16 protein-coding genes are annotated in these 15,705 nt (G+C 68.2%); 10 read left to right on the plus strand and 6 right to left on the minus strand.

The window, feature by feature from the left end; translation table 11 throughout:
* Positions 1 to 5: 5 nt before the first annotated feature.
* From HNO51_RS15135 to HNO51_RS15175, 9 genes are all read left to right on the plus strand, one after another.
* Entirely contained in the window at positions 6 to 1,157 is a 1,152-nt protein-coding gene (locus HNO51_RS15135; protein WP_209537775.1) for an acyl-CoA dehydrogenase family protein, read from the plus strand.
* Between the two features lie 73 nt (positions 1,158 to 1,230).
* Entirely contained in the window at positions 1,231 to 2,901 is a 1,671-nt protein-coding gene (locus HNO51_RS15140; RefSeq protein ID WP_209537776.1) for a benzoate-CoA ligase family protein, read from the plus strand.
* A 72-nt stretch (positions 2,902 to 2,973) separates the two neighbouring features.
* Complete coding sequence (locus tag HNO51_RS15145; RefSeq protein ID WP_209537777.1) at positions 2,974 to 4,116, plus strand: ABC transporter substrate-binding protein; 1,143 nt, start codon at positions 2,974 to 2,976, stop codon at positions 4,114 to 4,116.
* Positions 4,117 to 4,179: 63 nt separating this feature from the next.
* Positions 4,180 to 5,094 carry a branched-chain amino acid ABC transporter permease gene (locus HNO51_RS15150; RefSeq protein WP_197448080.1) on the plus strand — a complete coding sequence of 305 codons (915 nt, stop codon included), beginning with the start codon at positions 4,180 to 4,182 and terminating at the stop codon, positions 5,092 to 5,094.
* Positions 5,087 to 6,133, plus strand: a complete 1,047-nt coding sequence (locus HNO51_RS15155) for a branched-chain amino acid ABC transporter permease (protein WP_209537778.1) — start codon at positions 5,087 to 5,089, stop codon at positions 6,131 to 6,133. Before HNO51_RS15150 ends, HNO51_RS15155 begins: the two co-directional genes overlap by 8 nt.
* Complete coding sequence (locus HNO51_RS15160; protein ID WP_197448082.1) at positions 6,126 to 6,869, plus strand: ABC transporter ATP-binding protein; 744 nt, start codon at positions 6,126 to 6,128, stop codon at positions 6,867 to 6,869. Before HNO51_RS15155 ends, HNO51_RS15160 begins: the two co-directional genes overlap by 8 nt.
* Before the next feature lies 1 nt (position 6,870).
* On the plus strand, positions 6,871 to 7,551 hold the full coding sequence (locus HNO51_RS15165) for an ABC transporter ATP-binding protein (protein WP_197448083.1): 681 nt from the start codon (positions 6,871 to 6,873) through the stop codon (positions 7,549 to 7,551).
* Positions 7,552 to 7,561: 10 nt separating this feature from the next.
* Positions 7,562 to 7,975 carry an acyl-CoA thioesterase gene (locus HNO51_RS15170; RefSeq protein WP_197448084.1) on the plus strand — a complete coding sequence of 138 codons (414 nt, stop codon included), beginning with the start codon at positions 7,562 to 7,564 and terminating at the stop codon, positions 7,973 to 7,975.
* Between the two features lie 4 nt (positions 7,976 to 7,979).
* Positions 7,980 to 8,396 carry a RidA family protein gene (locus tag HNO51_RS15175; RefSeq protein WP_197448085.1) on the plus strand — a complete coding sequence of 139 codons (417 nt, stop codon included), beginning with the start codon at positions 7,980 to 7,982 and terminating at the stop codon, positions 8,394 to 8,396.
* A gap of 14 nt (positions 8,397 to 8,410) precedes the next feature.
* Here HNO51_RS15175 and HNO51_RS15180 read toward each other — a convergent pair whose 3' ends face one another.
* From HNO51_RS15180 to HNO51_RS15200, 5 genes are all read right to left on the minus strand, one after another.
* Complete coding sequence (locus tag HNO51_RS15180) at positions 8,411 to 9,262, minus strand: alpha/beta hydrolase (RefSeq protein WP_197448086.1); 852 nt, start codon at positions 9,260 to 9,262, stop codon at positions 8,411 to 8,413.
* 22 nt (positions 9,263 to 9,284) lie between these two features.
* Entirely contained in the window at positions 9,285 to 9,806 is a 522-nt protein-coding gene (locus tag HNO51_RS15185) for a disulfide bond formation protein B (protein ID WP_209537779.1), read from the minus strand.
* Positions 9,806 to 11,422: a glutamate--cysteine ligase gene (gene gshA / locus HNO51_RS15190; protein WP_242597130.1), complete on the minus strand. Its 1,617-nt coding sequence runs from the start codon at positions 11,420 to 11,422 to the stop codon at positions 9,806 to 9,808. The genes HNO51_RS15185 and gshA overlap by 1 nt, the downstream gene beginning before the upstream one ends.
* 117 nt (positions 11,423 to 11,539) lie before the next feature.
* Complete coding sequence (locus tag HNO51_RS15195; protein WP_209537781.1) at positions 11,540 to 13,894, minus strand: Tex family protein; 2,355 nt, start codon at positions 13,892 to 13,894, stop codon at positions 11,540 to 11,542.
* Between the two features lie 71 nt (positions 13,895 to 13,965).
* Positions 13,966 to 14,211, minus strand: coding sequence for a DUF1127 domain-containing protein (locus HNO51_RS15200; protein ID WP_197448090.1), 246 nt, complete (start codon positions 14,209 to 14,211; stop codon positions 13,966 to 13,968).
* 111 nt (positions 14,212 to 14,322) lie between these two features.
* Here HNO51_RS15200 and HNO51_RS15205 point away from each other — a divergent pair, with 111 nt between their 5' ends.
* Entirely contained in the window at positions 14,323 to 15,174 is an 852-nt protein-coding gene (locus tag HNO51_RS15205; RefSeq protein WP_197448091.1) for a LysR substrate-binding domain-containing protein, read from the plus strand.
* Here HNO51_RS15205 and msrB read toward each other — a convergent pair.
* Positions 15,167 to 15,670: a peptide-methionine (R)-S-oxide reductase MsrB gene (gene msrB, locus HNO51_RS15210; protein WP_197448092.1), complete on the minus strand. Its 504-nt coding sequence runs from the start codon at positions 15,668 to 15,670 to the stop codon at positions 15,167 to 15,169. The two genes, HNO51_RS15205 and msrB, sit on opposite strands and share 8 nt — an antisense overlap.
* Positions 15,671 to 15,705: the final 35 nt, after the last annotated feature.

Genomic DNA, 15,705 nt, shown 5'->3' on the forward strand with positions numbered 1-15,705 from the left:
TAGCAATGAGCGATACGAGCTTTCTCGACTGGCCCTTTTTCGAGGCCCGCCATCGCGACCTGGCCAAGCGCCTGGAGGCCTGGTGCCAGCGCGAGCTGCCCCGCGACCACGCCGACGTCGACGCCACCTGCATCCGACTGGTGCGCGACCTGGGCCAGGCCGGCTTTCTCGAGGGCACCGCGGGCGACACCATCGACGTACGCAGCCTGTGCATGATTCGCGAGACCCTGGCCCGCCACGACGGCCTGGCCGACTTCGCCTTCGCCATGCAGGGCCTGGGCACCGGGGCGATCAGTCTGTTCGGCAGCGCCGGGCAGAAGCAGTGGCTGGACAAGACCCGCCGCGGCGAGGCGCTCTCGGCTTTTGCCCTGACCGAGCCGCGCTCCGGCTCCGACGTGGCCCAGCTCGACACCACCGCCGAGCGCGACGGCGACCACTACCGCATCAACGGCGAGAAGACCTGGATCTCCAACGGCGGCATCGCCGATGTGTACACCCTGTTCGCCCGCACCGGCGAGGGGCCGGGAGCCAAGGGGCTCTCCTGTTTCCTGGTGCCGGCCGACACGCCGGGGCTCGAGATCCGCGAGCGGCTCGAGACGATCTCGCCGCACCCGCTGGCGCGGCTCGGCTTCGACGACATGCGCCTGCCGGCAAGCGCCATGATCGGCCAGCCCGGCCAGGGCTTTCGCATCGCCATGGCGGTGCTCGACGTGTTCCGCTCGACGGTGGGCGCCGCGGCGCTGGGCTTCGCCCGGCGCGCGCTGGACGAGTCGCTGGACCGCGCACGCAGCCGCGAGCTGTTCGGCGCCAGCCTGGCCGACCTGCAGATGGTCCAGGGCCACCTGGCGGAGATGGCACTGGACGTGGATGCCGCCGCGCTGCTGGTCTACCGCGCCGCCTGGACCAAGGACATGGGCGCCGAACGGGTCACCCGCGAGGCGGCCATGGCCAAGCTCTACGCCACCGACCGCGCCCAGCAGGTGATCGACAAGGCGGTGCAGCTGCACGGCGGCGACGGCGTGCGCAAGGGGCACATCGTCGAGAGCCTGTATCGCGAAATCCGCGCGCTGCGCATCTACGAAGGCGCCTCGGACGTGCAGAAGGTGGTGATCGCCCGCAGCTGCCTGGCACAACAGGAGAGCGTACAAAACGGTTAGAGAGACGCCAGACCCGTATCCCCCTGTCGACGCCTCGGCGCCGAACAACAACAACGACGTACGGAGAATGGTCATGAACGCACCGTCGGCTCACGCCGATACCTTCGCCCGGGACAACCTGCCTCCCGTGGACCAGTGGCCCGAGTTCCGACTCGACGGCTTCGACTATCCCGAGCGGCTCAACGCCGCGGTGGAGCTCTGTGACCGCTGGGTCGAGCGCGGCCACGGCGAGCGCGTGGCGCTGATCGGCAACGGACGACAACGCAGCTATCGCGAACTGGCCGAGTGGAGCAACCGCCTGGCCCATGCGCTGGTCGAGGAGCTCGGCGTGCGCCCCGGCAGCCGGGTGCTGATCCGCTCGGCCAACAACCCGGCCATGGTGGCCTGCTGGCTGGCCGCCACCAAGGCCGGCGCGGTGGTGGTCAACACCATGCCGATGCTGCGCGCCGGCGAGCTGGCCAAGATCGTCGACAAGGCCGAAATCAGTCTCGCCCTGTGCGACACCCGTCTGCTCGACGAACTCGAGGCCTGCGCCGTCGGGAGCGCCTTCCTGAAGCGAGTCGTCGGCTTCGACGGCACCGCCAACCACGACGCGGAACTCGACCGCCTGGCGCTGGACAAGCCGAGCGAGTTCGAGGCCGTGGCCACCGCCGCCGACGACGTGGCGCTGCTCGGCTTCACCTCCGGCACCACCGGCAAGCCCAAGGCGACCATGCACTTCCATCGCGACCTGCTGATCATCGCCGACGGCTACGCCCGCGAGGTGCTGCAGGTGACGCCCGACGACGTCTTCGTCGGTTCGCCGCCGCTGGCCTTCACCTTCGGCCTCGGCGGGCTCGCCATCTTCCCGCTGCGCTTCGGCGCCAGCTCCGTGCTGCTGGAGAAGGCCACGCCGCCCAATATGATGGCGATCATCCGCGATCACCGTGCCACCATCGTCTTCACCGCGCCTACCGCGTATCGCACCATGCTCGCCTCGCTCGAGAGAGGCCAGGAACTCGACAGCCTGCGCGTGGCGGTCTCGGCCGGCGAGACGTTGCCGGCACCGATCTACCACGACTGGATCGCCAGGACGGGAAAGCCGATCCTCGACGGCATCGGGGCCACCGAGATGCTGCACATCTTCATCTCCAACCGCCTCGACGACCATCGCCCGGCCTGCACCGGCAAGCCGGTGACCGGCTACGAGGCGAAGATCGTCGATGCCGAGATGAACGAACTGCCGCGCGGAGAGGTCGGGCGCCTGGCGGTACGCGGCCCCACCGGTTGCCGCTACCTCGACGACGCTCGTCAACAGGGCTACGTGCAGGAGGGCTGGAACATCACCGGCGACGCCTTTTTCCAGGACGAGGCCGGCTACTTCCACTTCGCCGCGCGTAACGACGACATGATCGTCTCGTCCGGCTACAACATCGCCGGTCCCGAGGTCGAGGCCGCCCTGCTCGCCCACGAGGCGGTGGCGGAGTGTGCCGTGATCGGCGCACCGAATGGAGAGCGTGGGCAGATCGTCGAGGCCTTCGTGGTACTGTCTCCCGGGGTCGAGGCGGATTCGAACTGTGTCGAGCGGCTGCAGGATTTCGTCAAGCAGCGCATCGCGCCCTACAAGTACCCGCGCTCGATCCGCTTCGTCGAGGCGCTGCCGAAGACCGCCACCGGCAAGGTGCAACGCTTCCGGCTGCGCCAGGAGCACTATCCCGACAATGGACGGCCAGACAGCGGGAACCCGCTCGGCAGTACGACCTGACGGGCCGCAAGAGCACAAGCGCTGGACACGGCGCCGAAGCCCACAATAAACGAGAACGAAGAGGGAAAAGCCATGAAGAGACTAGCCAGCGTTGGCCTCGGCCTGCTGATGACCACCGCCATGGCGGCGGCCCAGGCCCAGGAGGTCAAGATCGGCATGATCACCACCCTGTCGGGCGGCGGCTCGCACCTGGGCGTGGACGTACGCGACGGCTTCCTGCTGGCCATCGAGCGCTCCGGCCGCGACGACGTCGAGGTGCTGGTGCAGGACGACGGCAACCGGCCGGACCTGGCACGTAGCCTGTCCAACGAGTTCATGCAGCGCGACGAGGTCGACATCCTCACCGGCATCATCTTCTCCAACCTGGCGATGGCGGTGGTACCGGCGGCGGTACGCCAGGGCACCTTCTACATTTCGCCCAACGCCGGGCCTTCCGACCTGGCCGGGCGCATGTGCCACGAGAACTACTTCAACGCCGCCTACCAGAACGACAACCTGCACGGCGCGATGGGCGCCTACATGCGCGAGCAGGGCTTCGAGCGCCCCATCATCATGGCCCCCAACTACCCCGCCGGCACCGACGCCCTGGCCGGCTTCAAGCACCTCTACGAAGGCGAGGTGGTCGACGAGATCTACACCCAGATGGGCCAGACCGACTACGCCGCCGAGATCGCCCAGATCCGCGCCAGCGACGCCGACAGCCTGTTCTTCTTCCTGCCCGGGGGCATGGGCATCTCGTTCATGAAGCAGTGGGAGAGCTCCGGGGTCGACATGCCGGTGTTCGGCGCCGCCTTCTCGTTCGACGAGACGATCATCAAGGCGGTGGGCAGCGCGGCCATCGGCGCGATGAACACCTCACTGTGGGCCTACGACCTCGACAACGAGGCCAACCACGCCTTCGTCGAGGCCTTCCGCGAGACCTACGACCGCACGCCGACGCTGTATGCGGCCCAGGGCTACGACACCGCCAACCTGATCCTCAGCGCGCTGGAGAAGGCCCATCCGGACGACCAGGACGCCTTCCGCGAGGCGCTGCGCGAGGCCGACTTCGACTCGGTACGCGGCGAGTTCCGCTTCGGCCCCAACCACCACCCGATCCAGGACATCTACGTGCGCGAGGTGGTCGAGGGCGACGACGGCCAGCCGACCAACCGCCTGGTGGGCATCGCCGTGGAGGATATCCAGGACATCTACCACACCCAGTGCGAGATGTGACGCTGCACCGCCGGGCCGGCCGGCCCGGCGGCGCTACTGCAACGCTCAACGGTTATTCGTGACATGACCCTATTCATCGAACAGCTCTTCAACGGCCTGCAGCTCGGCACCATGCTGTTCCTGATGGCCAGCGGCCTGACCCTGGTGTTCGGGGTGATGGGGCTGATCAACCTGGCCCACGGCTCCTTCTACATGGTCGGCGCCTACGCCACGGCCTCGGTCACCGCCGCCACCGGCTCCTTCCTCGTCGGCCTGACGGCCGGCCTGGCCGCGGCGGCCGCGGTCGGCGCGCTGGTGGAACTGATCGTGATCCGGCGGCTCTACCATCGCCCGCACCTCGACCAGGTGCTGGCCACCTTCGCCCTGATCCTGATCTTCTCGGAGGGCACGCGCTGGCTGTTCGGCTCCTCGCCGCTGTGGCTCAACCCACCGGCGCTGCTGGCCGGCTCGGTCACCCTGCCCGGCGGCCTGCGCTATCCGGCCTATCGGCTGCTGATCATCGCCGTGGGCGTGGTCGTGGCGGTGGGCCTGTATTTCCTGATCTCGCGCACGCGGCTCGGCATGCGCATCCGCGCCGGCGAAAGCGATCGCGAGATGATCGGCGCCCTGGGGGTCAACATCGCCCGGCTCTATACCCTGGTGTTCGCCATGGGCGCGGCGCTGGCCGGCCTGGCCGGCGCCCTGGTCGGCGCCTTGCAGTCGGTGCAGGTGGGCATGGGCGAGCCGGTGCTGATTCTCGCCTTCGTGGTGATCGTGATCGGTGGCATCGGCTCGATCAAGGGCGCACTGTACGGCGCCATCCTGGTCGGCGTGGTGGATACCCTGGGGCGGGTCTTCCTGCCGCTGTTCTTCCGCCAGTTCATGCCCTCCTCCGAGGCGGCAGGCGTCGGCTCGGCGATTGCCGCGATGCTGATCTACATCCTGATGGCCGTGATACTGGCCTTCAAACCCAAGGGACTGTTTGCCGCCAATGAATAAGCCCGACACCCCGACCCTCGCCCCTCAGCCGGGGCTGCCGGCGCCTGCGGCCAGCTGGCACGACCGCAAGGGGCTGGTGCAGATCGGCCTGCTGGCGCTGCTGCTGCTGGCGCCGCTCGCCGCCCACCTGCTGGGCCACGTCTACTACGTCAACCTGGCTTCGCGCGTCACCCTGGTCGCCATGGCGGCGGTGGGCCTCAACCTGGCCATCGGCTACGGCGGCATGGTGAGCTTCGGCCACGCCGCCTACTTCGGCCTGGGCGGCTACGTGGCCGGTATCAGTGCCTATCACGCCTTCGACTTCACCCCCGTGATCGGCTGGCCGGTGGCCATTCCCGGCAGCGACAGCATGCCGGTGATCTGGCTTGCGGCAATCCTGCTGTGCGGCCTGCTGGCGCTGGTCATCGGCGCCATCTCGCTGCGCACCACCGGGGTCTACTTCATCATGATCACCCTGGCCTTCGCCCAGATGCTCTACTACTTCGCCAACTCCTGGCCCACCTACGGCGGCGAGGATGGCCTGCCGATCTACCTGCGCAACTCACTGCCGTGGGCCGATAGCAGTGACGCCCTGACCTTCTTCCTGGTCTGCTTCGCCGGCCTGGTGCTGTCGCTCGCCCTCACCTCGCGCATCATGAAGTCGCGCTTCGGCGCCGCCCTGACCATGGCCCGGCTCAACGACACGCGCCTCGCCACCGCCGGCATCGCCCCCTACCCCATCCGCCTGGTGGCCTTCGTCATCTCGGCAATGATCACGGGGCTTGCCGGGGCGCTCTACGCCGACCTCAACGGCTTCGTCAGCCCCACCATGCTGAGCTGGCACATGTCCGGCGAGCTGATGGTGATCGTGATCCTCGGCGGCGTGGGGCGGCTCTACGGGCCGCTGGCCGGCGCCATCCTGTTCGTGATGATGGAGACCCTGCTGGGCGGGCTGACCGAGTACTGGAAGCTGTTCCTGGGCCTGGTGCTGCTGTTCGTGGTGCTGTTCGCCAAGCACGGCGTGATGGGCTGGCTGGCCGGGAGGGAGCGCCATGAGTGACGCCGTGCTCACGCTTGCCCACCTCAACAAGCGCTTCGGCGCGCTGCAGGCCACCCGCGATGTGTCGCTGGACCTGCGCCCGGGCGAGATCCATGCGCTGATCGGCCCCAACGGTGCCGGCAAGTCGACCCTGATCGGCCAGATCGCCGGCAGCCTGAAGCCCGACGCCGGCAGCATCGTGCTGGCCGGCCGCGACATCACCTCGCTCAGCGTTGCGCAGCGGGCGCGGCTGGGGCTGGGCCGCAGTTTCCAGGTCTCGTCGCTGGCCGAGCCGCTGACGGTGAAGCGCAACGTGATGATCGCCGTGCAGGCGCTGCAGGGGCACAGCTTCCGCTTCTGGAAGCCGGTGCACCGCGACGAGCGCCTGCTGGCGCCGGCCATGGCGGCGTTGGAGCGCATGGCACTCGCGCATCGCGCCGACACGCCGGTGGCTGAACTCTCCCACGGCGAGCGGCGCCAGGTGGAGGTGGCCTGCGCCCTGGCGCTCAAGCCCAAGGTGCTGTTGCTCGACGAGCCCATGGCCGGTCTCGGCCCGGAGGGCTCGGCACGCCTCACCGAGCTGCTCGAAGCGCTCAAGCACGAGGTGCCGATCCTGCTGATCGAGCACGACATGGACGCAGTGTTCCGCCTGGCCGATCGCATCTCGGTGCTGGTGGCCGGCGGCGTGATCGCCCACGGTGACAGCGCCGAGATCCGCGCCAACCCGCAAGTCCGCGAAGCCTACCTGGGGGAGTGAGATGCTCAACGTCACCGCCATTGAAACCTTTTACGGCCCCTCCCAGGCACTGTTCGGCGTCGACCTCAGCGTCCAGGCGGGCGAAATGGTGGCACTGATGGGACGCAACGGCATGGGCAAGACCACCACCATCCGCTCCATCTTCGGCCTGACCCCGGCGCGCAGCGGCAGCATCACCTTCGAGTCCCACGACCTGCGCCGCCTGCCCTCCTATCGCATCGCCCAGGCCGGGCTCGGGCTCGTTCCCGAGGGGCGGCGCTGCTTTGCCAATCTCACGGTGCGCGAGAACCTGGTGGTCACCGCACGCCCCGGCCACTGGACGCTGGCACGCGTCGAGGCGCTGTTCCCGCGGCTGGCCGAGCGGCGCAGCCAGATGGCGCGAACCCTCTCGGGTGGCGAGCAGCAGATGCTCGCCATCGGCCGCGCGCTGATGACCAACCCCCGCCTGCTGGTACTCGACGAGGCCACGGAGGGGCTGGCCCCGGTGATCCGCCAGGAGATCTGGGCCGCCATCCGCGAACTTAAGACCCAGGGTCAGGCCACGCTGATCGTCGACAAGTCGCTGGCCGAGCTGCTGCCGGTGGCCGACCGCTGCACCATCCTCGAGAAAGGATGCACGGTGTGGTCGGGCGAGCCCGACGCACTCGACGAGACCGTTCGCGACCGTTACCTCGGGGTCTAGGAGAGCCGACATGCCATTCGTCACCCAGCGCAAGGTGCGCTTCCAGCACTGCGACCCGGCGGGAATCGTCTTCTACCCTCGCTACTACGAGATGCTCAACTCGGTGGTCGAGGACTACTTCGCCGAGTCGGTCGGCCACGATTTCAACCGGCTCCATGTGGACACCCGCACCGGCGTGCCCACGGCGCATATCGAGACCGACTTCCACGCGCCCAGCCGGCTGGGCGAAACGCTCACCTTCGAGCTGACGCTGCGCGACGTCGGCCGCACCAGCCTGACCCTGCGCACCGTGGCCCATTGCGGCGGCGAACCACGCCTGACCTGCGACTCGACCCTGGTCTTCGTCGACCTGGAGAGCGGTCGCCCCCTGCCCTGGCCAGAGGCCATGCGCGCCCATTTCGCCAAGGACTGCCAACAAGGATAATCCGATGAACGACGCCACCCTGCACGAGCTGCTCCACCCCTCCCACTGGAAGGCCGCCGTGGGCTATGCCAACGGCGTGCTCGCCTCCGGCCGCACGATCTTCGTCGGCGGCCAGATCGGCTGGAACGGCGCCCAGGTGTTCGAGAGCGACGACTTCGTCGCCCAGGTTCACCAGGCGCTGGCCAACATCGTCGAGGTACTCGACGAGGCCGGCGCCGGCCCTGAGCACGTGGTGCGGCTGACCTGGTACGTCACCGACAAGCGGGAGTACCTGGCACGGCTCAAGGAGGTAGGCGCCGCCTACCGCGAGGTGATGGGCAAGCACTTCCCGGCCATGACCATGGTGCAGGTGGCCGACCTGATCGAGGATCGAGCGAAGGTGGAGATCGAGGCCACCGCGGTACTCCCCGAGGCCCAGTAGACCCGCAGGCGAACTTAGATGCTGTGGAAAGCAGCGATACGCTGAACGAAGCGCCCGCCCGGCGCGTAGTGATCGAGGATCGAGAAGTGATCGTCGCCGGGCATGAGCTCATGGCTGACCGCCGCGCCATGGGCCTCGAGGTGTTCGGCGTGGGCCTGCATCTGTCGCGCGAACTCGGCGGACTCCTCACCACCGGCCACCAGCTGCACCGGCGCGGGAACTCGATACGGCAAGAACAGCGGACTGTAGTCGGCCACGTCACGGCTGGTGAGCTGCAGCTTGGGCTGTAGCCACGACCACGGGAAGGGCCGCAGGTCATACAGCCCGCTGACGCACAGGGCACCGCCGATCAGGTCGTCAGGCAGCCCGTACTCCCCCGCCCAGTCCGTGGCCAGCAGCATGGCGGCGAGGTGCCCGCCGGCGGAGTGGCCGGAGACGCTCAGACGTGATGCATCGACACCCAGCGTAGCCCCGTTGCTCCTCACCCAGGCCACCGCGGCCCGCGCCTGCCTCACCAGTTCGCCGAAGGCCACCGTGGGGCACAGCGCATAGTTGACCACCGCCACGCTGATGCCCGCCGCTACCAGCCCCTCGGCGACGAAGCCGAACTCGCGGTGGCCCAGCGAGCGCCAGTAGCCGCCGTGGAAGAACAGATGGATCGGGGCATCGTCACGTGCGGCATGGTAGATATCCATGCGCTCGGCGAGCGTAGGGCCATAGGCGACGTCACAGGCGACCCGTCCCTGCTCGCGCACCACCTCGCTGCGCGACTGCCAACCGGCCAGCAGCTCGGCCGGGTCGCGACCCCGCATGGGATCGTACTCGCGATCGATCGCTTCCTGGGTGGCAAAATCGCGATACAGCATGCCCGCCTTCCTCCTGTCAGCCTCAGGGCCAGAGGCCGCGAACGGCACGATACAGAATCCCCAACGGGGCCAGCGCCAGCACGATGAAGCCGATCAGCGTCCAGCCCGGCAGCGAAATGCCCAGCAGCAGGAAATCGATCTCGGCGCACTCGCCGGAGCCGGAAAGCACCATGGCGACCACGTCCTGCATGGGCAGGACATCCATCATGTAGTCGAGCCCGGGACCGCAGCTCGGTACCTGATCCGGCGGCAGCGACTGCAACCACACATGGCGCGCGGCGACGCCGATACCCCCGAGCACTGCCGTCAGAGACAGCCCGCCGTAGACGACCGGGCCCAGCCGGCCGAGTGGGTTATGGATCGCCGCGACGATGAAGACCGCGGCGGCGGCCAGTACCGCCACGCGCTGGAAGATGCACAGCGGGCAGGGTTCGAGCCCGCCGATATGCTCGAGGCCCAGGGCCACGCCCATCATCAGGACACAGAAGGCCAGCCCGGCGAGGCTCCACTGGCGCACGGAAAGACGTCGAAGGCGTGCAAGCATCAGGCATTCCCCTGGCTGGCCATTGCCACGCGAGGCTCGCGGGCGCTGGCGAAATAGTGCTCGAGGAACTGCTCGAAGCGCTGGGTATCGGCGGCCTCGATGTCGCGCTGCTGCTGATGCGAGGTCTCGACCATCTGCTCGAAGGTCGCCGCCCGCGCCGGGTCGATGGCCTCCTGGCGCAGCCGCTCGGCATGCTCCTCGGCCAGGCTCGAGGCGAAGTCGACGAACTCCTCGCCGGTCTCCTCGAGCCGGGCGAGCAGGCGGCCGGAGGGCGTCAGTGACGGATCGGCGAGCCAGGGCGTGAACGCCGCCACGGCATCGGCGTGGGGGCTGCCCTGTTCCAGCGCATCGAGCACCTCGGCGGCGCGGCCAAGCTCGGCGAAGATCTCGCGCCCCCAGTCGGCCACGGAGCGGTAATGGCCGTTCTGCAGCAGTCTCAGCGCCGGGTCACGGCCGCGCTCGACCACCAGGCGCCGGTTGTCGTCCAGTCGGTCGCACTCGTCGTCGGGAATCCAGGGGCTGTCGGCGAGCAGGCACCACATCATGAAGGTATCGATGAAGCGCAGGCGCGTCTCGTCGATGCCCAGCGGCAGGAAGGGGTCGAGATCGAGACAGCGTACCTCGATGTACTCGACGCCGCGCGCCTCGAGTGCCTGGCTCGGCGTCTCGTTGGAGCGGGTGACGCGCTTGGGCCGGATGTCGCTGTAGTATTCGTTCTCGATCTGCAGGATGTTGGCGTTGAGCTGCCGCCAATCGCGGCCATCCGTGACCCCCAGCGCCTCGTAGGCGGGCCAGGGCGTCGAGATCGCATGACGCAGGGTGCCCACGTAGTTGGAGAGCGAGTTGAAGCAGATCTTGAGCTGCTCCTGCACCTTGTTCTGGTAGCCGAGGTCCGACATGCGCAGGCTGGTGGCGTAGGGCGATACCAGGGTCTCGCGAGCGTGCGGACGCAGCTTGTCGGGAATGTTGCCTTCGGGCAGGAAGCTGCGGTCGAGCGCCGGCGAGGCGCCGAACAGGTAGAGCAGCAGCCAGCTGTGGCGACGGAAGTTGCGGATCAGGCCGAAGTAGCGGCTGGAGCGATAATCGTCGAGCGACATCTGCGTGGCAGCGTCGCGCTCGCGCAGCACGTCCCACAGCTCGTCGGGCAGCGAGACGTTGTAGTGGATGCCGGCGATGGCCTGCATGATCCGGCCATAGCGCACGTCCAGCCCCTTGCGGTAGACGTGCTTCATGGTACCGACGTTGGAGCTGCCGTAGTCGGCGATGGCCACGCTGTCGTTGCCGTCGAGCCTGGCCGGCATGCTCGCCGGCCAGATCCGCTCGTCGCCGAGATGGCGATAGCTGAAGCGATGCAGGTCGGCGAGGAAACCGAGGGCGTCGCCGGGGCGGCAGTAGACCGGCGTGATGTACTCCAGCAGCGCCTCGGAATAGTCGGTTGTGATGTGCGGGTGGGTCAGCTTGGAGCCCAGCGCATGAGGATGCGGCGTGGAGACGATACGCCCCGCGCGGTCGACGCGCAGCCCCTCCTTCTCCAGGCCGCGGCGCAGGCGCCCGAAGCGCCCCCGGGCCGCCAGCCCGGCGAGGTGCGAAACGGTGGCAGAGTATGAATCAGACAAGGCGTGGACCCCGTGTCTTGGAGACCCTCGACGGGCCTTCCGATCTAAACGTGCCGGCCGCCCGGGGCGACCGATCATGCGTTTTGTGTCGAGAGTATGGCGAGTGGCGTACCGGGATCAAGATTTGCCCTTCCTGGCCTTGAGCAGCGCGGCCCCCAGCGCACCCATCTGGTTCGGCTGGGACGGCTCGCGGGGCGTGCCCTTGCGCGCTGCCTTGCCCTGGCCGCCGCGCCGTTCGCCCTGGCCAGCGCGCGACGATCTGCCGCCCTCGGCCTCACCGGGCTGATCGGTCAGGCGCATGGAGAGCCCGATGCGTGCGCGCTCGAGATCCACGCTCATCACCTTGACCTTGACGATGTCGCCGGCCTTGACCACCGAGCGCGGATCCTCGACGAACTTGTCGGAGAGCGCCGAGATGTGCACCAGGCCATCCTGATGCACGCCGATGTCGACGAAGGCGCCGAAGTGGGTGACGTTGGTCACGCTGCCCTCGAGGATCATGCCCGGCTCCAGGTCCTTGAGCGTCTCCACGCCCTCGCGGAACTCGGCGGCCTTGAACTCGGGACGCGGGTCACGGCCCGGCTTGTCGAGCTCCTTGAGAATGTCGCTGATGGTGGGCACGCCGAAGCGCTCGTCGGCGAACTCGGCCGGCTTGACCGCCTTCAGCGTGGCGCTGTCGCCGATCAGGCTGGCTACCGGGCGACCGCTGCGGCTGGCGATGCGTTCCACCACCGGGTAGGCCTCGGGGTGCACGGCGCTGGCATCGAGCGGGTTCTCGCCGTTCATGATGCGCAGGAAGCCCGCACACTGCTCGAAGGTCTTGGGGCCCAGGCGGCTGACGTCGAGCAGCTGCTGGCGGCTGGCGAAGGCACCCTCGGCGTTGCGCCGCGCGACGATGTTCTCGGCCAGCGCCGGGTTGAGCCCGGCCACCCGCGACAACAGCGCACTGGAGGCCGTGTTGAGGTCGACCCCCACGGCGTTGACGCAGTCCTCGATCACCGCCTCCAGGCTCTTCGACAGCTGCAGCTGCGAGACGTCGTGCTGGTACTGGCCCACGCCGATGGACTTGGGCTCGATCTTGACCAGCTCCGCCAGCGGGTCCTGCAGGCGACGGGCGATGGAGACCGCCCCGCGAATGGTGACGTCGAGTTCGGGCAGCTCGCGGGCTGCGTATTCGGAAGCCGAGTAGACCGAGGCGCCGGCCTCGCTGACCATCACCTTGGAGAGCGCTTTGCGCCCGGCGAAGGCCTTGACCAGCTCGCCGGCCAGCTTGTCGGTCTCGCGGCTGGCGGTGCCGTTACCCACGGCGATCAGCGCCACGTCGTGCTTTTCCACCAGCCTGGCGAGCTGGGCCAGGGACTCGCCCCAAGCATTGCGGGGCGCATGGGGAAAGATCGTGGCGTGCTCGAGGAACTGGCCGGTGGGGTCTACCACCGCCACCTTGCAGCCGGTGCGCAGGCCCGGGTCGATGGCCAGCGTTGCCTTCTGCCCCGCGGGGGCGGCCAGCAGCAGGTCCTTGAGGTTGGCGGCAAAGACCTCGATGGCCTCGAGCTCGGCACGTTCGCGCAGTCGTCCCATCAGCTCGGTCTCGAGATGGGTATAGAGCTTGACCCGCCAGGTCCAGCGCACCACGTCGGCCAGCCACTTGTCGGCGGCGCGGCCTTCGTCGCGAATATCGAAGTGCCGGGCGATGGCCACCTGGGCGGGGTGGATTGGCGCCTCGTCCTCGCCGGGCAGGCGGATGGCCAGCGTCAGCACGCCCTCGTTGCGACCGCGGAACATCGCCAGCGCCCGGTGTGAAGGCACCTTGGCCAGCGGCTCGTCGTGTTCGAAATAGTCGGAGAACTTGGCGCCTTCGCGCTCCTTGCCTTCGAGCAACCGGGCGCTGAGTTCCCCCTCGCTCCACAGCCGCTCGCGCAGCGCACCGACCAGCTCGGGGTCCTCGGCGAAGCGCTCCATCAGGATCTGGCGCGCGCCGTCCAGCGCCGCCTTGGCATCCTCGATGGCCGGAATATCGCCCTCGGCGGGGCGAAGATACTGGGCCGCTTCTATCTCGGGGTCGAGCGCGGGATCGGCCAGCAGCGCATCGGCCAGCGGCTCGAGGCCCGCCTCGCGGGCGATCTGGGCCTTGGTGCGGCGCTTCTTCTTGTAGGGCAGGTAGAGATCTTCCAGGCGCTGCTTAGTGTCGGCGGCCTGGAGCTGTCGCTCGAGCTCCGGGGTCAGCTTGCCCTGTTCGTCGATGGCGGCGAGCACGGCGGCACGGCGCTCTTCCAGCTCGCGCAGGTAACGCAGGCGTTCGTCGAGATTGCGCAGTTGGGTATCGTCGAGCCCACCGGTGACCTCCTTGCGGTAGCGGGCGATGAAGGGCACGGTGGCGCCACCGTCGAGCAGTTCCACGGTGGCTGACACCTGCTGCGGGCGAACGGCGAGTTCCTCGGCGAGGCGCGAAATGATCCGGGTCGTGGCGTCCATGACTTCCTTGGTAGTGCAACAACGAAAGATCGCGCCAAGGTACCACAAACGCCACGCCGTCGCCGCCGCGATCAGCGACGCCCGCCAATGTCGTCCCAGAAATGGCGGCGGCTCTCACGCCGGGCCTGCTCTCGCGTCAGCCCGACATCTCGCAACAGCTCGTCAGGCAGCGTCTGCAGCTGGCTGCGTTCGCGGCGCAGCTGCATCAGGTGCCGCACTCTCGCCAGCCCGATCCCGAGGCGGGAGAGGTAGGAATGGCTCTCCCGCTCATTGCCCGTTACGGCACAGCAAGAGTCGTTGCAGGTGGCGGCTCTCATGGGTGACTTCCTCCGGTTAATGGCGATAGGAGGCAGTGTCGACGAGCCACTTGAATCAATCCAACAAATAGTTATTATGCAATACATCACTACACATGATGGAAAGCCGCCATGCTGCACACCATCGATCATGAGTTGCTGCGTACCTTCGTCGCCATCGTCGACCACGGTGGCTTCACCCGTGCGGCCCAGGCGGTCAACCGCACCCAGTCGGCGGTCAGCATGCAGATCAAGCGGCTCGAGGAGGACGTGATCCAGCGCCCGCTGTTCGAGCGCCAGGGGCGCCAGATGCACCTGACCAGCGAGGGCACCACGCTGCTCGGTTATGCCCGCCGCATCCTCGACCTGCAGGGCGAGGCGCTCAATAAGCTGCGCAAGCCAGAGATGGTCGGCCGGGTGCGGATCGGCGTGCCCGACGACTTCGTCATGCGCTTCCTGCCCGGGATTCTCAAGTCCTTCTCCCAGACCTGGCCGCTGGTCGACGTCGAGGTGCAGTGCGCGCCCTCGTCCGAGCTGCTCGGGCGCCAGCAGGGCACCCTCGACCTGAGCATCGTGACCCGTGAGGTGGGCCAGGAGATCGGCACCATCCTGCGTCGCGAGGAGACCGTGTGGGTGGTGGCGGAGAGCCATGCCGTGCATCGCCAGTCGCCGCTGCCGCTGGCGCTGTTCGAGGAGCCCTGCTTCTGCCGGCGCCATGCCTGCAACGCCCTGACCCGCGCCGGGCGTCAGTACCGCATCGCCTACTCGAGCCCGAGCCTGGCCACCCTGCAGGCGGTGGTGGGCGCGGGGCTCGCCGTCTCGGCGCTGATGAAAAGCCTGGTCACCCCGGGCATGCGCATCCTCGACCAGGCGGACGGCTTCCCGCCGCTGCCCGACGGCTCCATCGTGCTGCTGCGCTCACCCGAAGCGACGTCGCCCGCGGTGGACGGCCTGGCGCGGCACATCGTGGAGGGGTTCAGGTAGCCGCCGGTACGAAATTCAGCGCCAGGCCGTTGTTGCACCAGCGCAGCCCGGTGGGCTCGGGGCCGTCACTGAAGACATGGCCCTGATGACCGCCGCAGCGGGCGCAGTGATACTCGCGCCGCGGCCAGACCAGGCTGAAGTCGAGCTGGCTGAGCAGATGCCCTTCGACATGCTCGAAGAAGCTCGGCCAGCCGGTGCCCGAGTCGTACTTCATGGCGCTCTCGAACAGCAGCAGGTCGCAGCCGGCACAGCGGTACTCGCCTTCGCGCCACTCCTTGTCCAGCGGACTCGAGAATGGCGGCTCGGTGCCATGATCGCGCAGGATCTCGAACTGCTCGGGCGTAAGGCGCTCGCGCCACTCGTCGCGTGACAGCTCGAGGCGTTCGAGACCGGGGGCCGCCTCCAGCGACAGCCTAGGAAATCCCCAGCCGAGGCCGGGTACCAGCCCCGCCGCCCCACCGACCCCCAGCAGTCCCAGGAAAAGACGTCGTTTCATTGGACCCTCCCACCTGGTCAGTCAGCCGACCTGCC

The sequence above is a fragment of the Billgrantia sulfidoxydans genome, from assembly GCF_017868775.1.
Taxonomy (GTDB): domain Bacteria; phylum Pseudomonadota; class Gammaproteobacteria; order Pseudomonadales; family Halomonadaceae; genus Halomonas; species Halomonas sulfidoxydans.